Source organism: Corynebacterium sp. HMSC066C02, assembly GCF_001814945.1.
Lineage (GTDB): Bacteria > Actinomycetota > Actinomycetes > Mycobacteriales > Mycobacteriaceae > Corynebacterium > Corynebacterium aurimucosum.
In genome coordinates, this window is record NZ_KV818474.1 from 13,461 (window position 1) to 36,089 (window position 22,629).

General features: G+C 61.9%; 19 protein-coding genes and 1 tRNA gene. 9 read left to right on the top strand and 11 right to left on the bottom strand.

Features of this window, described 5'->3' with window-relative positions:
- Nucleotides 1-23 precede the first annotated feature (23 nt).
- Entirely contained in the window at nucleotides 24-1,556 is a 1,533-nt protein-coding gene (locus tag HMPREF2996_RS10495) for an adenylate/guanylate cyclase domain-containing protein (RefSeq protein ID WP_070444091.1), read from the bottom strand.
- Between HMPREF2996_RS10495 and HMPREF2996_RS10500 the strand changes: the two genes are divergently transcribed.
- Nucleotides 1,555-2,802 carry a DNA polymerase III subunit delta' gene (locus HMPREF2996_RS10500; protein WP_083276410.1) on the top strand — a complete coding sequence of 416 codons (1,248 nt, stop codon included), beginning with the start codon at nucleotides 1,555-1,557 and terminating at the stop codon, nucleotides 2,800-2,802. The two genes, HMPREF2996_RS10495 and HMPREF2996_RS10500, sit on opposite strands and share 2 nt — an antisense overlap.
- 103 nt (nucleotides 2,803-2,905) lie before the next feature.
- Nucleotides 2,906-2,981, top strand: a tRNA-Thr gene (locus tag HMPREF2996_RS10505).
- 147 nt (nucleotides 2,982-3,128) lie between these two features.
- Here HMPREF2996_RS10505 and HMPREF2996_RS10510 read toward each other — a convergent pair.
- Nucleotides 3,129-3,584, bottom strand: a complete 456-nt coding sequence (locus HMPREF2996_RS10510) for a DUF4442 domain-containing protein (RefSeq protein ID WP_070731295.1) — start codon at nucleotides 3,582-3,584, stop codon at nucleotides 3,129-3,131.
- Between the two features lie 194 nt (nucleotides 3,585-3,778).
- Between HMPREF2996_RS10510 and HMPREF2996_RS10515 the strand changes: the two genes are divergently transcribed.
- The 4 genes from HMPREF2996_RS10515 to nagE all read left to right on the top strand — a co-directional run bounded on the left by HMPREF2996_RS10515 (nucleotide 3,779) and on the right by nagE (nucleotide 8,967).
- The gene (locus tag HMPREF2996_RS10515; RefSeq protein WP_070731296.1) at nucleotides 3,779-4,657 is read left to right on the top strand and encodes a poly(ethylene terephthalate) hydrolase family protein; all 879 of its coding nucleotides are present in this window, start codon (nucleotides 3,779-3,781) and stop codon (nucleotides 4,655-4,657) included.
- 177 nt (nucleotides 4,658-4,834) lie between these two features.
- Nucleotides 4,835-5,992, top strand: a complete 1,158-nt coding sequence (locus HMPREF2996_RS10520) for an N-acetylglucosamine-6-phosphate deacetylase (protein WP_070731298.1) — start codon at nucleotides 4,835-4,837, stop codon at nucleotides 5,990-5,992.
- A gap of 33 nt (nucleotides 5,993-6,025) precedes the next feature.
- Nucleotides 6,026-6,790, top strand: coding sequence for a glucosamine-6-phosphate deaminase (nagB, locus tag HMPREF2996_RS10525; RefSeq protein ID WP_070719055.1), 765 nt, complete (start codon nucleotides 6,026-6,028; stop codon nucleotides 6,788-6,790).
- Nucleotides 6,791-6,834: 44 nt separating this feature from the next.
- Nucleotides 6,835-8,967, top strand: coding sequence for an N-acetylglucosamine-specific PTS transporter subunit IIBC (nagE, locus tag HMPREF2996_RS10530; protein ID WP_070731300.1), 2,133 nt, complete (start codon nucleotides 6,835-6,837; stop codon nucleotides 8,965-8,967).
- Between the two features lie 153 nt (nucleotides 8,968-9,120).
- On the opposite strand, the gene HMPREF2996_RS10535 is transcribed toward nagE, so the two are convergent.
- The gene (locus HMPREF2996_RS10535; RefSeq protein ID WP_070731302.1) at nucleotides 9,121-10,806 is read right to left on the bottom strand and encodes an AMP-binding protein; all 1,686 of its coding nucleotides are present in this window, start codon (nucleotides 10,804-10,806) and stop codon (nucleotides 9,121-9,123) included.
- 168 nt (nucleotides 10,807-10,974) lie between these two features.
- Between HMPREF2996_RS10535 and HMPREF2996_RS10540 the strand changes: the two genes are divergently transcribed.
- From HMPREF2996_RS10540 to HMPREF2996_RS10550, 3 genes are all read left to right on the top strand, one after another.
- Complete coding sequence (locus HMPREF2996_RS10540; RefSeq protein WP_070731303.1) at nucleotides 10,975-11,790, top strand: GDSL-type esterase/lipase family protein; 816 nt, start codon at nucleotides 10,975-10,977, stop codon at nucleotides 11,788-11,790.
- 66 nt (nucleotides 11,791-11,856) lie between these two features.
- Nucleotides 11,857-13,008, top strand: a complete 1,152-nt coding sequence (locus HMPREF2996_RS10545; protein ID WP_070731305.1) for an S-(hydroxymethyl)mycothiol dehydrogenase — start codon at nucleotides 11,857-11,859, stop codon at nucleotides 13,006-13,008.
- Nucleotides 13,009-13,644 (top strand): MBL fold metallo-hydrolase, encoded by a 636-nt coding sequence (locus HMPREF2996_RS10550; protein WP_070731307.1) that lies wholly within the window; start codon nucleotides 13,009-13,011, stop codon nucleotides 13,642-13,644.
- 49 nt (nucleotides 13,645-13,693) lie between these two features.
- On the opposite strand, the gene HMPREF2996_RS10555 is transcribed toward HMPREF2996_RS10550, so the two are convergent.
- From HMPREF2996_RS10555 to HMPREF2996_RS10590, 8 genes are all read right to left on the bottom strand, one after another.
- Entirely contained in the window at nucleotides 13,694-14,488 is a 795-nt protein-coding gene (locus tag HMPREF2996_RS10555; RefSeq protein ID WP_070731309.1) for a cytochrome c biogenesis CcdA family protein, read from the bottom strand.
- A gap of 81 nt (nucleotides 14,489-14,569) precedes the next feature.
- Nucleotides 14,570-15,439, bottom strand: coding sequence for a DsbA family protein (locus tag HMPREF2996_RS10560; protein WP_246823029.1), 870 nt, complete (start codon nucleotides 15,437-15,439; stop codon nucleotides 14,570-14,572).
- Between the two features lie 181 nt (nucleotides 15,440-15,620).
- Entirely contained in the window at nucleotides 15,621-16,487 is an 867-nt protein-coding gene (gene rfbA / locus HMPREF2996_RS10565) for a glucose-1-phosphate thymidylyltransferase RfbA (protein ID WP_070731311.1), read from the bottom strand.
- A gap of 126 nt (nucleotides 16,488-16,613) precedes the next feature.
- Nucleotides 16,614-18,047: an ATP-binding protein gene (locus HMPREF2996_RS10570; protein ID WP_070731313.1), complete on the bottom strand. Its 1,434-nt coding sequence runs from the start codon at nucleotides 18,045-18,047 to the stop codon at nucleotides 16,614-16,616.
- A gap of 88 nt (nucleotides 18,048-18,135) precedes the next feature.
- A complete protein-coding gene (locus HMPREF2996_RS10575; protein ID WP_070731315.1) occupies nucleotides 18,136-19,500 on the bottom strand; it encodes a sugar nucleotide-binding protein in 1,365 nt (454 codons plus the stop codon).
- Nucleotides 19,501-19,507: 7 nt separating this feature from the next.
- Nucleotides 19,508-20,512 carry a dTDP-glucose 4,6-dehydratase gene (gene rfbB, locus HMPREF2996_RS10580; protein WP_070731317.1) on the bottom strand — a complete coding sequence of 335 codons (1,005 nt, stop codon included), beginning with the start codon at nucleotides 20,510-20,512 and terminating at the stop codon, nucleotides 19,508-19,510.
- A 59-nt stretch (nucleotides 20,513-20,571) separates the two neighbouring features.
- Nucleotides 20,572-21,930: a M1 family metallopeptidase gene (locus tag HMPREF2996_RS10585; RefSeq protein ID WP_070731319.1), complete on the bottom strand. Its 1,359-nt coding sequence runs from the start codon at nucleotides 21,928-21,930 to the stop codon at nucleotides 20,572-20,574.
- A gap of 84 nt (nucleotides 21,931-22,014) precedes the next feature.
- On the bottom strand, nucleotides 22,015-22,629 hold a 615-nt coding region (locus HMPREF2996_RS10590), incomplete at its 5' end, for an alpha/beta hydrolase (protein ID WP_246823030.1).

Consider the following 22,629-nt stretch of genomic DNA (forward strand, 5'->3'; position numbering starts at 1 on the left):
CTACCAGAATCACAAAGACTTATTTATCCGAGGGCGCGCTCCGCCAGCGTCGGGCGGATAGGGCGCGCCAGTTGCGTCATGCGGCGACGCCCGCGCAGCTCGATAGACTTCATCAGTGTCCAGCGCGCTTGCTCGGCCTCGTTAGCGCCGCGCAGCGTGGCGGAGTTGGTGAGCACTTGGCCGGGCGTGTCCTTGGCCAGCTCGGTAAGGCGTGCGGCCTCATTGACGGCATCACCAATAACGGTGTACTCGAAGCGATCCGCACCACCAATGTGGCCGGCCACCACGTGGCCCGCGGCCACGCCGATGCCTGCCTGCAGTCGCAGCCCGCGCAGTTCCTGGCGCAGTTCGCGGGCAGCCTGCAGGGCCATGGAGTTGGCATCGTAGACCGTCAGTGGGGCACCGAACACGGCCAGAGCAGCATCACCCTGGAACTTGTTGATGATGCCCTTATTGCGGTGTACCACCTCAACGACGTGCTCGAAGAACTTGTTGAGCTCCTCCACGACCTCCTCCGGGGTGTGGTTGACGGCGAAGGTGGTGGAGCCGATGACGTCGATAAACAGCACGGCCACCTTGCGGTCCTCACCGCCCAACTCCGGGCGCTCCTCCAAGGCGCGCTGTGCCACCTCAGTGCCGACATAGCGGCCGAAGATGTCGCGCACGCGCTGGCGCTCACGCAGGCCGCGCATCATTTCGTTGAAACCAGCTTGAAGAACACCGAGCTCAGAGCCGTCGTAGATGTCTACCTGGACGTCGTTCTCGCCGCGGCGCACGCGGTTGATGGCGTCCTGTAGCTCCAGGATGGGGTCCACCACGCTCATCATGGCGAACATGGTGCCGATAAGCCCCGTACCCAGCGCCGTGATGCTCAGCGCGATGATGGCGGGGATGATATCGGCGGTATCGGCGGTGAACATCCCCATTTTCTGTCCCAGGTGCACCAGGATGATGCCGATGAGCGGGATGCCGGAGGTCATGAGCCACGTGGAAAGCAGACGGTACTTAATCGGCGGTTCCAGGGTGGAATCCTCAAAGCGCCGGGCCACGGCCTCCGCCGCCACGGGGCGCACGAGGCGCTCCGCCTGCAGGTATGTCAGGAGAACGATGAGGCCTCCAGCCAGCGCAGCAGAAACACCGACGACCACGGCCAGCCGTGCCGAGTGCTGGCCCGCTAATATCACCGCCAAAAGAATGCCCAGCAGCCAGACACCTGCGGCCACGCCAGATTGGTAGAGCGGGATGCGCAGGACCAAGTTGCGCACCATATTGGGATCATGGTCATCGGGACTGCGCTGCCAGTCCAAGACCGGCCGGAACAGCCGCAGGGTCACCGCGATGCCGATGATGACGGCGAAGGTTACGAACAACGTGCCATAGGTCCACAGGTGGGGCGTGTGGGCGATGAAGTCGGAGATCTCCGGCATGGGGAGAAAGAAGACCACGAAGGTCATGATCGCAATGGCACCGATGATGTTGGAGCCAAGGACGAGCGCGGCGTACATCGGCCATTGAGTACCCCATAACCAGCGGGCGCCACGCATCAGTCTATTCATGGTTACTCACTTTAGTTATCCCAGTAGGCTAGGGCGAGTGAATACATCAAGCGTTGCAGAAAGGCTTGCCGACGCCCCCTCCGTCGCCCACACCATCCTCAGTGCTGCCCGCGCGGCACGGGGCGAAGGTGACCCGCGGGCGATGAGCCATTCCTGGCTCTTTACCGGTCCTCCCGGTGCCGGCCGCTCGCTGGCGGCGCAGTGTTTCGCCGCAGCACTCATGTGCACTTCTGCCGACGAGAACGGCAACCCCGGATGCGGGCGCTGTCCCTCCTGCCAAAGCGTCCTGGACAATCAAGAGCACACCGACTTGGTCTACGTGGACCCGCAGGAGCAGTTCATTACGGTCGGCGAGGCCCGCGAGGTCATTGGGCGCGCGGCCAGCCTGCCGAGTGTTGCACCCTGGCGCGTGGTCATCTTCAACAAGGCAGATCGCCTCCGCAACGAGGCCGCCAACGCACTATTGAAGACCGTAGAGGAACCCCCGGAGCGCACCGTCATCATTATGGTCGCGCCCTCGGAGGATCCGGAGGACTTCTCGGTCACTCTGCGTTCCCGCTGCCGCCACCTTTATATCCCGGCGCCGAGCGTGGAGGGTGTGGTCAAGCAGCTCGTCGCCGAGGGGGCTAGTGAAGATGACGCGCGCCTGGCCGCCGTGACCACCCTGCGTCATGTGGGCCGCGCGCGACACCTGGTCAACGAACCCGCCGCGCAGAAGCGCCGCGCCATGGCCATCAACCTGGCCGAGGATGTCTTTCACGGCTCCCAGGCCTTTCAATCCGTCACAGCGCTGCTGAAATTCATTGAGAAGGAGGCCAAGGACTCCCACGCGGCGGCGGAGGAGGCGGAGCGATCCAAGATTGAACAATCCTTCGGCGTTGGTGCCAAGGGTAAGGGCGCGACGAAGGCGCAGCGCGACGCCCGCAGTGCCCTGAAGGATATGGAGGAGCTTCACAAGAAGCGCGCTAAGCGCCGCATCGCCGACGGCCTCGACATCGCCCTCGTGGATCTCGCCGGCATCTACCGTGATGCACTCATGCTCAAAGTTGGTGCCGAGGTGGAGATGACCCACCCGGATTTCGCCGGCCTGGCCGGCGAACTTGCCCAGCGTGTGAGCGAAGATGGCTTGCTGGCCGCCCAGTCCGCCATCCGCACCTGCCGCGAGCAGCTACCGCAGAACGTCACCCCGCAGGTGGCTTTCGACGGTATGGTGGGTCGCCTGCGCCTAGCCTGCGGTGCGCGCTAACTTGCAGCATTTGCTGTGCGTGCCCCACATCAAGCAGCCCGATTTCTTTCTCAGCCCTGGCCTAGGCTAGACTCTCACGCGGTGCATATACACACTGCATCGTGCCGCCTTAGCTCAGTCGGTAGAGCATCTCACTCGTAATGAGAAGGTCGCGAGTTCGATTCTCGCAGGCGGCTCCACATAAAATCCCCCGTGACCAGTATGAATGGTTGCGGGGGATTGTTTCATCCAGTGCAATATCGGCCTCCGTGGCTACATTTTGGCTTCATATGATCCAAATTTGATCCACTGTGTCTAAAACCGGGTGGGACTTGCTCACTCAGCGCTTACTTCTGCTTGCGCCGGTAGTACACCTGGCGGCGCACATGGGCGACGACATCGCCTTCCTCATCAAGAATGTCCACGTCGAACCAATGCAGGTACTTCTCGCCGTTGGCCGTCTTTTCTTCGATGAGCGCGTAGGTCTCCTCGGGGATGCGCATATCGGCGGTGACCGTGCCGCGGCCGGGCTTGAGGTACTTAATTTCTCCCGCGGCATCCCAGATGCGGTACTCCTTGCCCAGACGGTGCATGGAGGCAAGCATGAAGAAGGGATCCGTCATGGCGGAGAGTGTGCCGCCGAAGGCCACGCCCATGGCGTTCTTGGTCAGCATGTTTGGCTTGTGGCTGACCACGACGCGGGTACCATCATCAGCGAATTCCTTGACCTTAATGCCAGCGCCTAAAAAGGGCGGCCAGAATCCCATAAAGCGCTTGAGCTGGCGTGCAGAAAAGTGGGCCATGAGGATAGCTCCGTGCAAGTGGCGGGTCAGGTGGGCTAAATGGCCTCAACTCTACCGTTGTGGGGTGGGGAGTGCTCGCGCTTTGATTCGCCGTATCGTCTTTTTGTAGGTGGTGCCAGGTCATGCACTGTGTACAGGAAAAAGTAGTGCTAGCGCTAGTGACCTTCGCTCTCGTGGGAAACACAATATAGAGCATGAAAAAGCTTGTGGTTGGCATGATTGCCGTGGTGGCCGTGATTGTGGTGGCGTTTGTCGGGTTTGTGGGATTCATGCAGTGGGTAGACGCCGATAGTGTGACCGGTGATGACGGCGTGGCTGCCGGTTACAGCGCTGAGACAGGTGGCCCGCTGGAAGCGTCGTTTGCGGGCGAGGGGCCGCACGAGGTCGACGTGCGGCGTGATGGTGACGTGACCATCGCGGCACCGACGGGCGCGGGACCATTTCCGGCGGTGGTCATGGCTAATGGCACGAACACGCCGTTGAGCAGTTACCTGCCCGTGGCGGAACACCTGGCCAGTTGGGGCTTCGTGGTCGTCGGTGATGAGACGCCCCAAACCGGAACCGGGGAGAATGTCGTGCACTTGATCGAGCGCTTGCCGGAACTGGAATCCCGTGTGGACCGATCGCGGGTCGGTATTTTCGGACACTCACAGGGCGGCGCGGGCGCTATCAACGCTGCGGCCCACACGGAGGTAGCAGCTGTGTATGCGGCGAGCCCGGCCTCCCACAAAGTGGCACAGTCCAATGACTGGGATTACACCACCGCGGACGTCAAGGCACCGTTGTTCTTGATGACGAGCGATGGCCGTTCAGACCGCTGGCTTGTCAGCCCGTGGTCAGACCTAGAGGAGAACTTTGAATCAGCCGGTGGTCCGGCAATCATTGCCCGCCGCCTGGGCGCGGACCACAAGGACGTCTTAGAGTTCGGGGACGGCTATGCCACCGCGTGGTTCCGCTACATTCTTGCTGATGATCCTGATGCACGAGACGTGTTCGTTGGCACTTCGCCTGCGGGTGCTGGCGAGCTGGCGAACAACGAGCTCTGGGACCGAGTGGCCACCCGCGGCTGGTAGCTCGCCGGGCCTTTCGACATCCCACGCGGTGCACCTAACACGCTAAAAGTCACCTGTGCTCACACACCCCCTTCGGCGGAGGCGTGATTCACAAAAATCAGCAGCCCTGATAAATTTCAAGTGAATTGTCAGCCGGGCTGCGCCACGCCAGCCTGTACAAGCAGAATCGAATGAGTCATGCAGACAGAGGCGAAAGGCCACGTCGAGGGCCTCTACATCGATGAGAACTTCGAGCTGCGCGCCGGGGCCGTCACATTCGGGGAGAGCATTGAGGGCATAGCGCTTTGCGATGCCCCCGCAGCCGAGGCCGCCTGGCGCGCCGGGGACCCGGATGCGTTGCTGTGGGTACCCGGTTTCGTGGACCTGCACAACCACGGAGGCAACGGCGGGGGATTCCCCAACGGCAGCTACGAGCAGTGCCTGGCCGCCGCCCGCTTCCACCGCGCGCACGGCACCACGACGCTGCTGGCCAGCTTGGTCTCCGGCACGCAAGAAGAGCTCTGCGCCCGAGCTGAGCTTTTGGCCCAGCTGGCTGAGGAAGGCGAAATCGCCGGCATCCACATGGAGGGCCCCTTCATCGCGGCGGCTAAGTGTGGCGCGCAGGACCCTTCGCGCATCGTGCCCGGTGACCCGGACTTCTTCCGCGCGGTCATCGCCGCGGCCCGCGGCCACCTGCGTTCGATTACCTTTGCGCCGGAAACGGACAACGCTGACAAGCTGCTCGAAGTCTGCGCGGAGCACGGCATCATCGCCAGCCTGGGCCACACCGAGGCCGATTACGACACCACGCTGAAGGTTATCGCCCAGGCCAAAGAGCTCGGCGTCACCGTGACCGGCACGCACCTCTTCAACGCCATGCCGCCCATCCACCACCGCGCGCCGGGCACGGTGGCCGCCTTGCTCACCGCGGCGAAGGCGGGGGACGTGGCTGTCGAGCTCATCGCCGATGGCGTGCATCTTGTGGACGGCACCGTGGACATGGCTCACAACCCCCGCTCCTTCGCGGTGACGGATGCCATGGCGGCGGCTGGCATGGCCGACGGTGACTATGAATTGGGCTCCCTGCCCGTCACCGTGAGCGGGGGAGTAGCCCGCGTGCCCAGCGGCGCCATCGCGGGTGGCACGTCCACCTTGGCCCAGCAATTCGCCAGCTTCGCCGCGCGCCATGGTCTGGGCGAGGCGGTTCGCTTTACCTCCACCACTGCCGCCGGCGTGCTGGGGCAGGCGGAGCTGGGCCGCATCGCGGTTGGCGCACGTGCCAACCTGGTGGGCCTCAATGCCCAGCTGGAACCGGTGCGCGTCATTGTCGGTGGCACCGAATTTATAAACTCCTAAAGAGCACTCTCACTCGCATCAGAAAGGCACATCATGGAAATCCTCATCCGCTCCACCCCTGCCGACGTGGCCGTCGCCGCCGCCGATATCCTCGCAAGCTACGCCAACACCTCAGCCACCATGGGACTGGCCACCGGTTCCACCCCGGTGGCCACGTACAAGGAGCTCATCGCCCGCCACGAGCGCGGCGAGGTCAGCTTCGCGGGCAGCCGCGCTTTTCTTCTCGACGAATACCTAGGCCTCGCCCCCGAGCACGAGCAGTCCTACTACGCCACCATCCGCCGTGACTTCACCAGCCACGTCGATTTTGATGATGCCCTGGTCAAGAGCCCAGAGGGCAGCGCTGCCGACCCCGTGGCAGCCACCGCCGCCTATGACCAGGCCATCCGGAATGCCGGCGGCATCGATGTCCAGTTGCTCGGCATTGGCGCGAATGGCCACATTGGCTTCAACGAGCCCTCGAGCTCCCTGACGTCTCGCACCCGCGTGGTGGCCCTACATCCGCAGACCGTGCAGGATAACTCCCGCTTCTTCGACAACCTGGAGGAGGTTCCGCGCCACGCACTGACGCAGGGCTTGGGCACGATTAGCGAGGCCCGCCACCTGCTCCTCATCGCCACCGGCACCAACAAGGCCAATGCGGTACAGGCGATGATCGAGGGGCCGCTCTCCGCGCGCTGCCCTGGCTCGGTGCTGCAGCTGCACCCGCGCGCGACCGTGATCGTTGATGAAGCCGCCGCCGCTCTCCTGGAGGACCGCGAGTACTACCTCTTCGCGGACCAGAACAGGCTGCACTAAAGCTCTTCCTTCCACCTTCTTCCGCTCGAAAGGACGTTTCAGACATGAAAATAGATGTCATGGGGCCGCTACAGCGGCTCGGGAAAGCCCTCATGGGCGCCGTGGCGGTGCTGCCCGTCGCGGCGATCCTCAGTGGCCTTGGCTACTGGATTTCCAGCGCCGCCGGCCCGGATAACCTCGCCGCCCAGCTGCTGATTAGCTCCGGTGACGCGGTCCTGGCCAACCTGGGCTGGATCTTCGCCATCGCCATTGCTTTCGGCCTGGCCAAGGATTCCAACGGTGCTGCGGCACTCTCTGGTTTCTTGGCCTTCGCCACCTTCATGAAGCTGCTCGGCCCCGACGCCGTGGCCGGCTACCGCGGCATCGAAGACCCCACCGCGCTGACCGGCGATGAGGCTCTGCACTGGGCATCGGAGGGCTGGAACGCCGTGGGCGGCGGAAACGTCCTCTTTGGCATCCTCGCCGGCATCATGGCGGCCTGGGTCTATAACCGCTTCCACGGCACCAAGCTGCCGGACTTTTTGGCCTTCTTCTCAGGCCGGCGCCTCGTGCCGATTCTTACCGCCATCATCGCCATGGTGATTTCCGGCGTCCTCTACTTCGTGTGGCCGTTCATCTACAACGCGCTCTTCAACTTCGGTACCTCCATCCAGGGCCTGGGTGCGGCGGGTGCCGGTATCTATGGTGTGGCTAACCGCCTGCTCATCCCGACTGGCCTGCACCACGCGTTGAACTCCGTCTTCTGGTTCGACGTCATCGGTATCAACGACATTGGCAACTTCCAGGCGGGCCAAAAGACCATCGAAGCAGCCGCAGCCGCCACCTCCGCCGCGGACTGCCCGGGCATCTGGGCGAATGGACAGTGCACGGTCGAGGGCGTTGTGGGCCGCTACCAGGCGGGCTTCTTCCCGGTCATGATGTTCGGTCTGCCGGGCGCGGCACTCGCGATGTACCTGCGTGCGGATAAGAAGAAGCGCAAGGTGGTCGGCTCCTTGATGGCTGCTGGTGCCCTGGCTTCCTTCTTCACCGGTGTGACCGAGCCGCTAGAGTTCTCCTTCATGTTCGTTGCCCCGTTGCTCTATGTGGTGCACGCGCTGTTGATGGGCCTGTCCGTCTTCATCGCTTCCACCATGGAGTGGACCGCTGGCTTCGGCTTCTCTGCCGGCTTCGTGGATATGCTGCTTTCCTCGCAGAACCCGCTGGCCAACAAGTGGTACATGCTGCTGGTGATGGGCGTGGGCTTCTTCTTCCTCTACTTCATCATCTTCTACTTCCTCATCGGCTGGCTTAACCTCAAGACCCCGGGCCGCGGCGAGGACGAAGCCGACAACGTGGAGGATTCTGCTACCGGCGATGACAAGACCGCAGCCGATGCCGCCCGCATCATCGAGGGCCTCGGCGGCAAGGACAACATCGACTCTCTGGACTACTGCACCACGCGCCTGCGCGTGGGTGTGAAGGACCGCGCGCTTGTTCGCGACTCCGTGATCAAACGCGCCGCCGTCTCCGGTGTCATCCACCCCTCCGAGAAGAGTGTTCAGGTCATCGTGGGCCCGGCCGTACAGTTCATGTATGACGAGGTCAGCCACCAGCTGCGCCACGGTTCCCCGGCCCTGGCCACGACTGGTGCAGCGAGCGCGGCTGGAGCTGCGGGGGCTGCAGCCAGCGCCGGTGCCGCTTCCGCTAATCGCGTCAGCAGCGATGACGCGGATGTCGACGTGCGCGCCCCGTTCGCGGGTGACGTCGTTGAGCTCTCCCAGGTCCCGGATGCCTCCTTTGCCCAGGGCATGGTGGGCGAAGGCTTCGCCGTTATGCCTGATGCCGTCGATGCCTTCGACGTCTGCGCCCCAGTAGACGGCACCATCACCATGGTCTTCAAGACGCGCCATGCCTTCGGTATGCAGACTGCGGACGGGCTGGACCTGCTCATCCACATCGGTATCGACACCGTGGAGTTGAAGGGTGAAGGCTTCACGGCCTTGGCCAAGAAGGGCGATACCGTCACTGCCGGCACGCCGATCATCGCGGTGGAGGCGAGCAAGCTGCGCGAGCGCGGCGTCAACCTCATCACCCCGGTGGTGTGCCCGACGGCCAAGCAGGTTGCCGGAGTCGACATTGCTCGCGAGGGCCATGCCCTGCCAGGCGAGGTCGCCGCAACCGTCAAGCGCAGCAACTAATCTGATTCGGTTCAGCCCAGACATAAAACTGCCCTAGTTGACAAAACCCATGCTGCTTCATGCGGTGAGGAGCGAAGGTTTTGGCAACTAGGGCAGTTTTGGCTTGGTGGGTTCTATGCCTTGAGAAAACAAGCAGAGAAAAATGAGCGTGGGCTAGTCGGTGTGGCTTAGCAGGCGCGGCACCACTTTGCCCGTGGCGTTGCGCGGCAGCTTGTCTAGGAAGTGGACGTCGCGCGGCACGGAGTGGTCGGCGAGGTTCTCGCGGACCCAGGTGCGGATGCTATCGGCAGTCACGGTGTTGCCCAGGGCATCCCGCGTGGTTACTGCCCACACGGCGATGCGCTGGAAGGTGGTCTCATCCTCCACGCCGCCGGCGTGCACCTCCGCGATGCCCGGCATGGCCTCAAGAACCTCCGTCACCGACTGCGGGTGCACGTTCTCACCACCGACGATGATCATGTCATCGGCGCGGCCCACCACGTGCAGGTAGCCGTCGGGGTCGATATAGCCCAAGTCCCCGATGGAGATGAGGCCATCAACCTTGTTGAGCGGAATCTTCGGGTTCGTATAGCCAATGAGCGCGGTGGAATTAGTCAGGTAAATCTCGCCGACCTCGCCGCGCGGGACCTCATTGCCTTCCTCATCGAGGATGCGCAGCTTGGTGCCGGAGGCAATCTTGCCGCCGATGGTCGGGTCCTTAGCCACCTCTTCCATGGTGGCCGTCGATGCCAGTGCTAGCTCCGTGGAGCCATAAACATTGCAGAGAATCGGGCCGAAGCGCTCGTGGGTTTCCTTGACAATCTCCGGGGTCAGCGCGTGCCCGGCGGAGGCAATGAACTTCAGGCTTGAGGTGTCATGCGCCGAATCCGGGTCAACCTTAACCATCTGGCGGAAGAAGACGGGGGAGGAAAGCAGGCCATCGAGCTGGTAGCGCTGGATATCATCGAGCGCGGCCGCCGGGTCAAAGACACGGCGGGTGACAATGGTATTGCGCAGGCCCAGAGCGATGTTAAGGCAGGCCCAGCCCCACGTGTGGAAGATGGAGGCGGTCATCTGCACCTTTTGGTCCCCGCGCCACGGCACCGCATCCACGATGGAGGCAACCACCACTGGCAGCGTGGGCTCCGGGCGCATGATTCCCTTGGGAATACCCGTGGTGCCGGAGGACATCAGCACGATATGCCCGTGCTTGGGCCAGGTGGGAAGCTTGTGCTTCTCGACGTCCCGCGGGTTCTCCACGATCTTGCGCAGCGATGCCGCCTGCGCCAGCTCAGCGGGAATTTCCGCACCGGACTCGTGGCCAATGACCACGTGCAGGCCATCAATGGGGCTAGCGCTATTGGTGGGATTAGAGTCGTCGGCGGGGGCGAGGCGGTCAACGAATTCATCGTCAATGACCAGCACGTTGATGCGGTTTTCCTCGATGCATCCGGCAAGCTGTTCGGGGGAAGATCCAACGTTGAGCAAAAAGATGTGTGCCCCCGCATAGCCCTTGGCGGCCAACGGGGTGATGATGCCACGGCCGTTGCGTGCCATAACACCGAGGCGGATCTCGTCGAGGCCTAGGGAGCGCAACCAGCGCGCAAAGGTACGGGAATGATCGCGCAGTTGGCGGTAGGTGAGTGCCCCGTCATCGTCGATAAGCGCTAGGCGTTCTGGGCAGGTCATGTATGCCTGCTCCACTTCGCGGGCGGTGGTGAAGCGGTAGCGCGCGAGAACCGGTGCCGTCAAGGCCACCGCCCGCGGGCCGCCGGCGGGGCTAATGAGGCCTGCGCGGAACAGCGAGGGGATAAAACGCCCGAGGGCAGCGGCGTGAAAGGTTACATCAGAAAGCTTCATAAGGTTCTCATCGAAAAGAGGGGAAAAGAGGTTACGGGGCGGCGGGGGAGCCGCAATAAAAACGACAACCTGTTACAGGTGTTGCTATTGTTACATAAGCTGCAACCGCTAGCGTAGTCTATTATGGTTTCGGTCTAGAACATACTCTCTTGGAAGGACATTAGTCACGTGAAGTCTACTCAGCGCATTGCCACCCTCTGCGCCGCCCTCCTCGTGGCGGTTGGATTGGCCCAAGCTCCCCAGGCTGTTGCCGGCGAGCGTAACCTCGTTGCCTTCGGTGATTCCGTGCTCGCGGATCCGCAACTGGATGTGTATCTGTCCTCGCGATTGGGCTCTTCTCAGCGCAACCCGAGCTTGAACTGCCCGTCCGGCAATAACTACGCCAAGCGCACCGCCGCCAAGCTGGGCATGCCGGTGGCGGACTTCTCCTGCTCGGGTGCTGTGTCCATGTCCCAGGGGCCGCAGGTGAATGCGCAGATCGACGATGCCATTCGCCGTGGCGCGCTCAGTGCGGACACCCAGCGCGTGCTCTTTTCTAGCGGGTTCAACGATACGTATAACAACGCCGGGCTTTCCGACGGTGACCTGCGCGCCCGCTGGGTCGGCGCCAATGCACCGCTGATTCACAAGATCCGTGCGGCAGCGCCCAATGCCCGCATCCAGATCGTGGGTTACCCGACCATTGGCTCGGGCGACCGCTACTGCCTCCTCCACTTTGGTCCGAAGCCGGCCGATGCCACGGCCCTGCCGATGGTGCAGCGCTATGAAAACGTCGCGCAGTGGATGCAGGTGGACCTGGCGCACGCTACCGGAGTTGAGTTCGTGGACATGAAGCCGATGACCTGGGATCGTGGCATGTGTGCCGGCGCCGACAAGCGCCTGTGGGCGGGTCTGGTGGACTTCTCCGCGGGGCCGGGCAACCTGCCGCTGCACATTAATGCGCGCGGTCACGAGTTTGTGGCCAACCACCTCGCGAGCTTCTAGAAACGTGTTCTTCTGACTTTTAGGCCCGGGCTACATTGCCTGGGCCTTTCGCGTACCCTCGCGGACATGACTGTTAATGAAAACCTAAATGAAAATAACTCTCAGCAAGGCTCGGAGATTGTCCGCGGCGTGATTGCGCGCGCCAAGGGAGAGCCTGTCGAGACCGTTAACATCGTCGTGCCCGCTCCAGGCGAGCACGATGTCGTGGTCAAAATTCAGGCCTGCGGCGTCTGCCACACCGACTTGGCTTATCGCGATGGCGATATCGAGGATGCCTTCCCGTTCCTGCTCGGGCATGAGGCGGCGGGCGTCGTCGAGCGCGTGGGCGATGCCGTCACCCACGTCGAGGTCGGTGACTTCGTGGTACTCAACTGGCGCGCGGTGTGCGGCGAGTGCCGCGCCTGCAAGAAGGGCGAGCCGAAGTACTGCTTCAACACCCACAATGCCTCCGCGAAGATGACGCTCGCGGACGGAGATAAGGACGCCGGCACCGAGCTCACCCCAGCGCTCGGCATCGGCTCCTTCGCCGAGAAGACCCTGGTCCACGAAGGCCAGTGCACCAAGGTCAACCCGGAGGCAGACCCGGCGGCCGCGGGCCTGCTGGGCTGTGGCGTGATGGCCGGTTTGGGCGCTGCTGTTAATACCGCGGACGTTAAGCGCGGCGAGTCTGTCGCGGTTTTCGGCTGCGGTGGCGTGGGCATGGCGGCTATCGCCGGCGCGGTGCTGGCGGGTGCCTCCAAGGTTATCGCCGTGGACCTCGACCCAGACAAGCTGGAGCTGGCCAAGAAGTTCGGCGCTACCCACACCGTTGCGGCGAAGGATAAGTCTGAGGACGAGGTCATCGAGGCAGTGCGCGAACTCACCGAGGGCTTCGGCACCGATGTGGCAATCGATGCCGTGGGCATCCCGGTCACCACCCGCCAGGCCTTCTACTCCCGCGACCTAGCCGGCCGCATGGTCATGGTGGGCGTGCCGAACCTCACCAGCCGCTTCGACATCCCGGCTATCGATTTCTTCGGACGCGGCGGATCGCTGAAGTCCTCCTGGTACGGCGATTGCCTGCCGGAGCGTGACTTCCCCATGTACGTCGACCTCTCCCTGCAGGGCCGCTTCCCGCTGCAGGACTTCGTCACCGAGCGCATTGGTCTCGACGACGTCGAGGAAGCCTTCGCTACCATGAAGGCCGGAAAGGTACTTCGATCCGTAGTGGAGCTGTAAATGATCATTGAACAGTTTGTAACCTCAGGAAAGTTCCGTCTGGATGGCGGTGAGTGGGACGTGGACAATAACGTCTACATCCTGGCCGCTGGTGGCGCATCAAGCGACGCCGAGTGCTATATCATCGATCCTTCCCACGACGCCGAGCGCGTCATCGAAGAGGTGGGACAGCGCACCGTCAAAGGCGTTATCCTCACCCACGCGCACAACGACCACTGCGAGCTCGCACCCCAGGTGGCTGAGCACTTCGGTGTGTCCGTGTACCTGTACCCGGATGACCGCCCCCTGTGGGAGGAAACGCACGAGGATGCGACCTTCGTGCCGCTGGAGGATAACCAGCTCTTTACCGTGGGCGATAGCGACTTCGTGGTCTTTCACACGCCGGGTCACTCGCCAGGATGCGTGGTGCTTTATATCGCGGACGAGGCCACGCTGCTGTCGGGAGATACCCTCTTCAATGGCGGGCCGGGTGCCACCGGCCGCAAGTACTCCGACTTCGACGTCATCATCGAGTCCCTGCGCAACCGCGTGCTAAACCTTCCGGCGGAGACCCGCGTCCTGCCGGGCCACGGCGATGAAACCACCATTGGTGCGGAGGCCGCGCGCATTGACGAGTACATCGCGCGCGGTTACTAACCCTTAAACCTTGGCCTAGAGCTAAGCTCTAGGCCGTCCTCGGCCGGCCCTAGGCCGGCGTGCGGGCTGCTTTCACTCCCACGGCTACTGTGGCAGCGAGTGAGAGTCCAAACCAGACCCACGCATCCGCTACGCCCGCGCTGAAGGCGCGGGCTTTTTCTTGCACCGCGAACTGCGCATCCGTGCTTAAGACCGCGGGCAGGGTCGCGCTGCCATAGCTCACAATGAACAGCACGCCGATGAGTACGAAGAACGCGCCCGAGACAATGGAGAGAGTATTCGTGCGCACGGGGCCGAGTACCACCTCGCGCCCGCGCAGCCAGGACCACGAACCTACATCGAGGCGCTCCCACAGCGCAGCCAGCACAAAGAGCGGTGCGGCCATTCCTGCGGCATAAGCCACCATGATGAGCCCGCCATAGAGCGCGCTGCCGGACGCTGCGGCCGTGGTGAGAACAGCACCCAAGAGTGGGCCTGCGCAAAAGCCCGCGAAGCCATAGACCGCGCCGAGCAGAAATACCCTGCCCCGCGCTTTACCGGACAGGGAATCCATGCCGGGGATGCGGAAACCGCCTCCCAAGGCGGTAAAGATTCCCAGCGCAATGATGATCCAGCCCGCCACTGTGATGACCTGGCCGCGGTATTGTGCAAGCAAGGCAGCCAGCCCCATGCCGATGGGCACGAGCGTGGTGCACAGGCCTAAGAAAAACACCACAGTCTTTAGCAGCAGCTGGCGCTGCGACTCAAAGGCATAGGCAAAGAAGGCCGGCACCAACAGCGCTGAACAGGGGCTGATCAAGGTCAGCACACCGGCGATGACGGCGCCAAAAATTCCGATGCTCATACGCTCACCCCTAGTGCATAACCGCCTAAGAATGCGGTCAAGATAACCAGTGCGATGAAGACCCACACAATCAGTGGTGGTTTAGGCATTGGCCGCCTTTCCCAGCTGCTCCTGGATGGCCTGCTCAAAAACCTCTAGGGGCTGAGCACCACTGACGAACTGATCTCCCACCACGAAGGCCGGGGTGCCCGTAATACCGATCTGGGAAGCGTAGCTGGTGGCTGTCTCGATGACTTCGGTGTAGGTATCGTCCGTGGCCTGCTGGCGGAACTTATCCAAGTCCGCAACGCCGGCCTTCTCAGCAAACTTCATGAAGTCCTCGATGCCGAACTCGGGGTGACCACTGATGTCCTTGCTAGCGGTGTAGAGCTCGTGCTTGAACTCCTGGAACTTACCCTGTGCCGCGGCCGCGCGCCCAGCCTTAGCAGCCTCGACGGCGGCGGGGCCGTTCACGGGGAAGTCATTCCACTCGATGCGCACCAAGCCCTTTTCCACGTACTTTTTAAGGATATCCGGCTCGGTGGCATTAGCGTGGCGGGAGCAGAATGGGCACTCGAAATCAGAGAACTCCGAAATCACCACAGGCGCATCCACCGCGCCCACGGCGAAAGGATCATTCTCCTTCTTGCGGTGCACCACCGTGATATCCCCGCTCTTGGTATCGCCGCCGGGGCCGAAGATCATCGGGTCACCCTTGCCGTCGGAGAATTTCGTGCCGGGTGTGGCCTTGTCAGCGTCCTTCGCTAGGTCTTCGGTGGGTGCCGTGCTCGTCGCGGTCTCCTGCGCTGCGTGAGTTCCTTCATCGTTGGAAGAAGCACGTTCCGCCAGCAGGAAACCAATGATGATGGCCAGAATTACAATGATCACCAACAATCCCCACGCCACGGGGCTGATGGTGGATAGCGCTGATTTCTTCGAATCACTGGTGGGGCGAGAGGATGAACTAGGCATGCGATTACCTTAACGCGTCTGGGCCCGTTTGGGTGATGGCGGCTCCTGACACAGGGCGAGGGACGCTTATGTACGTCTTGACACTGAGCGGCGAGGCTTAAGCACGTACGGATCGATCAAATAAGGGCTCAGATACCGCCGGCAGGTTTCGACACTTATTTGATCGATCGGTACCTTGGGCTCAATCTTCGTGGGCGGCGGCGAGGAGATAACGGCCATAGCCGGACTTCAGAAGGGGCTCGGCCAGCTTGGTGAGTGCTGCGGCATCGATGAAGCCCTCTTCGAAGGCAGCCACCTCCGGCGAACCAATGACGGTGCCGGTACGCTTCTGCATCACTTCGACGTAAGCCGAGGCCTCACTCATGGAGTCCACCGTGCCGGTATCCAGCCAGACATCACCGCGCTGCATGCGCTTGACGCGCAGCTGCCCGCGGCGCAGGTATTCCTCGTTGACGGCGGTGATTTCTAACTCCCCGCGTGCGCTGGGCGTGATTGACTTGGCAATCTCCACCACGGAATTGTCGTAGAAGTATAAGCCCACCACCGCATGGTTGGATTTGGGGGCGGCGGGCTTTTCCTCGATGGACAGGGCTTGGCCGGAGTCATCAAAGTCCACGACGCCATAGCGCTGCGGATCGGAGACCTCGTAGGCAAAGATGATGCCGCCGCCTGGGTGGCTGCACTCATTCAGCGCAGTGGAAAAGCCGTGGCCATCAAAGATGTTGTCGCCCAAAACGAGGGCTACGTCGTCGTCACCGATGAAGTCTTCGGCGATGAGGAAGGCCTGCGCCAAACCTTCGGGCCGGGGTTGGACCGCGTAGTGCAGCATGAGGCCGAGCTGCGAGCCATCACCGAGCAGGCGCTGGAAGGCTGCTTGGTCCTCCGGGGTGGTGATGATGAGGATCTCGCGGATACCGGCCTGGATCAGGGTGGTCAGGGGATAGTAGACCATCGGCTTGTCATAGATGGGCATGAGCTGCTTCGAGATGCCCTTGGTGATGGGGTAGAGGCGGGTCCCAGAACCGCCAGCGAGGATGATGCCCTTCATGGGCTTCAAGCTTAACGGAGGAGATGCCCGCGCTGGCGTACGGCGGCGCGGACTGGTGAACATAACACTTAACTTCCCACTTAACATAACACCTGGGAAGTTAAGTGTTATGTCGAGTGTTATGTTCTATTTGCGCAGCCTGTAACGCTGTTTGGGGCTGCGTCCGGGCTCCGTCTTCTCTGCGATGTTATCGCGAATGAGCTCATTCAGTGCGTTCTGGACTGCTGTGCGGCTGAGCTTTGTAGCCTCAACTAGCTCCGTTGTGGATACGGACGGACTGCCGTGGAGTAGGTGTTCCACGTGATCGCGGGCGGTGCCATAGCGTTCCTGGCTGGCTACCCTGCGCCGGTGGAAAATGATGGTAAAGCTGTCGAGCCGATTGATCATTTCTGGCTTAGGCATGAGTGCATCAGCCAAGGCCTGGTGGATGGTGGCGATGCCCGTGCCGCGGTTCTCTGCGGCAACGCCGCCTTCAGGCAAGGGAATGTCCTCGAGGAACGTGGTAAGGCGCTGATTGCGGGTAGAGCTGACGCCAGCTTCTCCAAGATTACGGAGCGTAACCCCGCCATAAAGGCCGCCGGGGTTAGTGATTTCCAAGCGGTCAACAAACATGTTGATCTGAACTTGGCTGCCGCGAGCTGTCGGGGAGTAGTCGCGGTGCATGAGCGCATTCACTAATGCTTCACGGACAGCGACGAGGGGGTAATCCGGAAGTGCGGTCCGGGATTTGTCGCCGATAAAGCCGGCGGTGCGCATGTTCTTCTTTACGATGTCGATGCCTGCGCTCACTAGTTCCGGAATTGTCCCGTGAAGGGTAGCGCTATCGAGTAAGCGAATCCCCGTTGTGACATCGCCTTTCGACGTACCAGGGAAGAGAGCGAAGGTGACCGTTAATCGGGGGAAGAATTCCTGCGGATAGTCCCCCATGACAAGAAGTGAGGCCAGCGTGGGGTGGCCGTCCTTGAGGACTCGCAGGCGTTTGAGTGTTGTGTCCTGTCCATTCGCAAAGGTCTTGGGGCGGCGCTCTTTCTGCACTTGGAGGAAGTCATCAAGAGTGGCGCCCTCAATGTCTTCCAATGTGGCATCCGGGATGGCATCTTCATCCCAGGTCGGTTGTGCATGCTCTTCAACGAGTCGATTAACCTCGTACTGGGGCAGGCGTGTGTCACCATCACCGGTGCGAATGTAGCTCCCTTTGTATAGTCCCCTTTCGGCCACATAGCAGGGCTTATCGCGTGCGGGAAGCTCATCGATCTCTGCGACGAGTATGTGGCTGCTTTCAAACTCGATGACGTCGATCCGCGGGCAGACCGGTGGGATGAGCTGTTGGCAGCGTGTTTCCAATTGGTCTTGGGCGGTGGAGGCGGAGAATTTCTTAATCGGGGTGAAGTCGTCCTGCTCTGACAGGCCGATGATAAGGGTTCCGCCGTTTCCGTTTGCGAAGGCGCTGAGGGTGGAGAGTACTTTTTTGCCGACAGAAGATTTGACCTCTACAGACTGTTTATCGCTTCCAATGACGCGGAGCTGTGCGATCAGTTCGGAGAGTGTTGTAGGGGTCATGAGCAGGCTTTTCTCTTGGTACGACCCAACATAACACTCAACATACCACTTAACTTCCCAGGTGTTATGTTAAGTGGGAAGTTAAGTGTTATGCCGGGTAAAGGCCCAGGTAAACCGCCAAAGCGGCCCGCCAATTCATCGGTTTAAAGCCAGTGGCTTCAATCTTGGACAGGTCGAAGGTGGACTCCTTCGGGCGAGGAGCCTCGGGCCCGGCGATCTCGCGGTACTGCTCGGTGCTGACCGGCGTGACATTGGCGGGATCCTGGCCCACACCGGTGAAGACGGCCATGGCGATCTCATCGCGGCCCACCACATCGCCCGAGTTAGAGATGTTGTACACGCCGTATGCGGCGTTGGTCTTGAGCAGGTGGATGATGCCCTTGGCCAGGTCCTCGGCAAAAGTGGGGCGCCCGCGTTGATCGTGGATGACGGAGGGCTTGACTCCCTTATTCGCCAGCGAGCGCATCGTGGCCATGAAGTTGGCACCGTCGCCGAATACCCACGAGGTACGGATGACATAGTGGCGCGGCGCGGTTTGCGCGGCGGTATCGCCCGCGGTTTTCGACGCCCCGTAGGCCGACAGTGGGGAGGGCATTTCCTCCTCGGAGTGAACCTCGTTAGAGCCGTCGAAGATATAGTCGCTGGAAACGTGCACCAAGGTCAGGTTATTCTCCGCCGCAATGCGCGCGAGCTTCGCCGGTGCAGAAGCGTTGACTGCCCAGGCCGCGGCGCGATCGTCCTCCGCGCCGTTGACATCGTTGTATGCCGCACAGTTGATGATGGCGGAGTACTGCTTCCACGCGCGTGCAGGCGGGTTGGTGATATCGAAGTCTAAGTGCCCACAGAACTCCACCGCGCCCAAGCCAGCGGAGGGCAAGAACTTCTTTAATGCGCGACCCAGCTGCCCGTTGGCGCCGGTGACTAGGATGCGGCGAGGTGGCATGGGGGTAACGGCGGCAAGCGCGGGGTGCTCCTTGTCTTTGTCGGAGATCTCCGTCGGTTCCAGCGGCCAGTCCACCATGTCCAGGTTGACGCAGGTGTACTCCGCATCCGGGGACCAGTGGTCATTGACCAGGTAGGAGTAGGCGCAGGCCTCCAGAGCCTGGAAACCATTAGCCACGCCCCGCGGCACGAAGACGGCCACGTCCTCGCGCAGCTCGTGGGTTACCAGTTGGCCAAAGGTAGAAGAGCCCTCACGCAGATCGCACCACGCGCCGAAGGCCCGGCCGGAGGCTACGGAGACGAGCTTGTCCCAGGGCTCCGCGTGCAACCCGCGCGTAACCCCCTTCTCCGCATTGAAGGAAACGTTGTTTTGCACCGGTTGGAAGTCAGGCAAACCTGCCGCCACCATCTTCTCACGCTGCCAGTTCTCCTTGAACCAGCCGCGGTTATCGCCGTGGACGTCGAGCTCCACAATGAGCAGGCCCTCAATGGCCGTTGACTGCACCTTCATGGTTTCTTTACTGTCCTTGCTTTGCGTAGTTGGCTTCGACTTCTTCCTTGCCTGGGCGCCACCAGTCCTCGTGTGCGCGGTACCACTCAATAGTGGCGGCCAGGCCCTCCCGTAGATCCGTATAGCGCGGGCTCCAGCCCAGCTCGCGGCGCAGCTTGCTGGCATCCATGGCATAGCGCTGGTCATGGCCCGGGCGGTCCGCCACGTGCTCAAAGCGCGCCCGGCCATTATCCGTCGCCCCCATGAGCTCACAAATCATCTCGATGACCTGGCGGTTGTTCGTATCCTCCTGGTCGGCGCCGATGTTATAGGTCTCACCGATGCGCCCGCGGTCCAGGATGGCCAGCACCGCCTCGTTGTGATCATCCACGTGAATCCAATCCCGCACCTGCTCGCCGGTGCCATAAAGCTTGGCGGGCTGGCCTAGAAGCAGGTTGGTGATTTGCCGTGGAATGAACTTCTCAATGTGCTGATACGGGCCATAATTATTGGAGCAATTCGAAATGGTTGCCCGCAGCCCAAAACTGCGCACCCACGCACGCACCAGGTGATCCGAGCCGGCCTTCGTGGCCGAATAGGGCGAAGAGGGGTTATAGGGAGTCTCCTCGGTGAAGTAGGTATCGGCGCCAATCTCCAAATCACCAAAAACCTCATCGGTGGAGACGTGGTGGAGGCGCACATCGTGGCGGCGGCAGGCCTCCAGCAGCACGAAGGTGCCCATGATGTTGGTGTGGAGGAAGGGTGAAGGATCCCGCAAAGAGTTGTCATTGTGGGATTCCGCTGCGAAGTGCACCACGGTATCCGCCTGGGACACGAGCTTGTCGACGACCCCCTCATCCGCCACGTCCCCCACCACGAGCTCGGCGTCCACGCCGTCGAGATTGGCGCGATTGCCCGCGTAGGTGAGCTTATCTAGGACGGTGATCTCCACCTCCGGGCGCTGCTGGGCCACGAGCCTCACGAAGTTTGCACCAATAAAGCCGGCGCCGCCGGTAACAAGCAGTCTGCGCATGGTCTCCCAGTTTAGAGCATGCAGTGCTCACGGTACTGCCGGGATGAAGCGGCCGATTTTTATAGCGGGAAGCGCGGCAGCTCCGGCTTATCCAACCACTGGGCTAGGAGCTGGTCGACGTCACCCGGGTTCTCCGCTGCCTCGCGCATGCGGCTGATGAGATCCTCCGGGGTTACCACCGAGTGCTGTGCTGCGGTGAGGTACTCGCGCACCGTGCGGAAGAAGGCCTCATCACCCACGAGGCGGCGCAGTGCGTGGACGGTCAGCGCACCGCGCTTGTAGACGCGGTCATCGAACATATCGCGCGTACCAGGATCGCTGAGCAGAATGTCCTGCTTCTTGCGGGCCAGCACCTGATAATGCGAGCGTGCCGATTCATGTGCCGGGCGGCCATGCGCGTGCTCAAACCACAGCCACTCGCAGTAGCAGGCGAAACCTTCGTTGAGCCAGATATCCTTCCACTCTGTGAGCCCCACGGAGTTGCCGAACCACTGGTGGGAGAGCTCGTGCGCGATGAGCCGCTCGAAGACGTGATCCCCCTTGACGTGGTTGGAGCCAAAGATAGACAGGCCCTGGGCTTCGAGCGGGATTTCCAGCTCATCATCGGTAATGACTACCTGGTAATCGGCGAAAGGATAGTGGCCAAAGAGCGTGGAATAGAAATCCAGCATCTCCTGCTGCTGGGCGAATTCTTCGAGCACTACCTGCTTGAGGCGGGCCGGTGCCCACGCGCGGACGTTGGCCCCGAGCGGGATCTCGATGTACTCACCAACTTGGACCGTGGCGAGGTAGGTGGCCATGGGGTGCTTGACGCGGTAGTGCCAGCGCGTCATGGAACCACCCGCGCTACGGCGGGAGACCAGCTTGCCGTTGGAGATGACCACGAAAGGATCGTCGGCGGTAATGCGAATATCGTAGGTGGCCTTTGCGGACGGGGTGTCATCACACGGGAACCAGCTGGGCGCGCCATTGGGCTGGCTAGCTACCAAAGAGCCGGAATCCGTCTCCTCCCAGCCGATCTCACCCCATGGCGTGCGCAGCGGGCGGGGTGATCCGCCATAGCGAATCAGCAGTTCAAACTCTTGGCCTTCCACGATTGTGTCGGCGAAGTTCAAGCGCAGCTTCCCACCGGATAGGCGGAACTTGGCCACGCGCGGTGCATGCTTCGCCGTGATGCGACGAGCGACCATGGCGCCGCCGAGGTCGAGGGTGAGCTTGTCCAAGTCCTCCAACGCGCGAATATGGAGCACAGCTTCGCCTTGGAGCATGTTGGGCTCCACGCGGTAGGCCAGATCCAAGTCATAGTGGGTGACTTCGAAGCCGAGGTTGAAGTCCACCCCCGTGTAGCTATCCCGGGTAAGCGCGGCGTGGCCGCGGGCGGACGAGATATGCGAAAGGGCGGTAGAAAGCAGCTTCATAATGCCGCTATCCTACCGCCCTGCCTGGTTTATCCGAAGCCAGGGGAGCAGGCACGCCGCACCGCGACGTGCTCCGCTTACGATCTAGGAGCTGAAGGCTTCCTCAAAGGTGGGCCAGGACTTCACTAGGTCCTCGCGCCAGCCCGGCCAAGAGTGCGTGCCTACGTTGCGGAAGTTGTAGGTTGCTGGAATGTTCTGCTTATCCAGCTTTGCCTTGAGCATGTGGGTGCAGTGGTTAACGGCCGCTTCGATGACGCCGCCTTCCACCTGCAGCTGCGCCGAGCCCAGGTAGGCGGTCAACGGGCTGTAGCCCTTGTTGATGTAGTAGGACGGGGTATCCTGCTCACCGGCGAAGCCTGATGCGGAGGAGATGTACAGCTTGGTGCCGCGCAGCTTCTCGGAGTTCATCAGGGCGTCGTTGTAGCGGTTGTAGGCAGAACCCATCGGTCCCCACATCTGCTCCGGCTGGCCGCCACCGCGGTTCACGGTGAGGCGCAGGAACTCGTACTCAGTGGGGTAGGCGGTCGCAGCACAGCCGGCGAAGGAACCAACTGCGTCATAGAATCCCTGGTTGTGCTGAGCAAGCAGCAGCGAGGACGTCGCGGACATGGACATACCGGCGATAGCGCGCTTATTGCTTGCGTTCAGACGCTCCTCCAGCGGGCCAGGCAGCTCCTTGGTCAGGAAGGTCTCCCACTT

Excerpts from the sequence above, each read along its gene's own strand:
- HMPREF2996_RS10500 (WP_083276410.1), top strand. The coding sequence starts at position 1,555 with ATGGTTACTCACTTTAGTTATCCCAGTAGGCTAGGGCGAGTGAATACA.
- HMPREF2996_RS10495 (WP_070444091.1), bottom strand. The coding sequence starts at position 1,556 with ATGAATAGACTGATGCGTGGCGCCCGCTGGTTATGGGGTACTCAATGG.
- HMPREF2996_RS10510 (WP_070731295.1), bottom strand. The coding sequence starts at position 3,584 with ATGGCCCACTTTTCTGCACGCCAGCTCAAGCGCTTTATGGGATTCTGG.
- HMPREF2996_RS10515 (WP_070731296.1), top strand. The coding sequence starts at position 3,779 with ATGAAAAAGCTTGTGGTTGGCATGATTGCCGTGGTGGCCGTGATTGTG.
- HMPREF2996_RS10520 (WP_070731298.1), top strand. The coding sequence starts at position 4,835 with ATGCAGACAGAGGCGAAAGGCCACGTCGAGGGCCTCTACATCGATGAG.
- nagB (WP_070719055.1), top strand. The coding sequence starts at position 6,026 with ATGGAAATCCTCATCCGCTCCACCCCTGCCGACGTGGCCGTCGCCGCC.
- nagE (WP_070731300.1), top strand. The coding sequence starts at position 6,835 with ATGAAAATAGATGTCATGGGGCCGCTACAGCGGCTCGGGAAAGCCCTC.
- HMPREF2996_RS10535 (WP_070731302.1), bottom strand. The coding sequence starts at position 10,806 with ATGAAGCTTTCTGATGTAACCTTTCACGCCGCTGCCCTCGGGCGTTTT.
- HMPREF2996_RS10545 (WP_070731305.1), top strand. The coding sequence starts at position 11,857 with ATGACTGTTAATGAAAACCTAAATGAAAATAACTCTCAGCAAGGCTCG.
- HMPREF2996_RS10550 (WP_070731307.1), top strand. The coding sequence starts at position 13,009 with ATGATCATTGAACAGTTTGTAACCTCAGGAAAGTTCCGTCTGGATGGC.
- HMPREF2996_RS10555 (WP_070731309.1), bottom strand. The coding sequence starts at position 14,488 with ATGAGCATCGGAATTTTTGGCGCCGTCATCGCCGGTGTGCTGACCTTG.
- HMPREF2996_RS10560 (WP_246823029.1), bottom strand. The coding sequence starts at position 15,439 with ATGCCTAGTTCATCCTCTCGCCCCACCAGTGATTCGAAGAAATCAGCG.
- rfbA (WP_070731311.1), bottom strand. The coding sequence starts at position 16,487 with ATGAAGGGCATCATCCTCGCTGGCGGTTCTGGGACCCGCCTCTACCCC.
- HMPREF2996_RS10570 (WP_070731313.1), bottom strand. The coding sequence starts at position 18,047 with ATGACCCCTACAACACTCTCCGAACTGATCGCACAGCTCCGCGTCATT.
- HMPREF2996_RS10575 (WP_070731315.1), bottom strand. The coding sequence starts at position 19,500 with ATGAAGGTGCAGTCAACGGCCATTGAGGGCCTGCTCATTGTGGAGCTC.
- rfbB (WP_070731317.1), bottom strand. The coding sequence starts at position 20,512 with ATGCGCAGACTGCTTGTTACCGGCGGCGCCGGCTTTATTGGTGCAAAC.
- HMPREF2996_RS10585 (WP_070731319.1), bottom strand. The coding sequence starts at position 21,930 with ATGAAGCTGCTTTCTACCGCCCTTTCGCATATCTCGTCCGCCCGCGGC.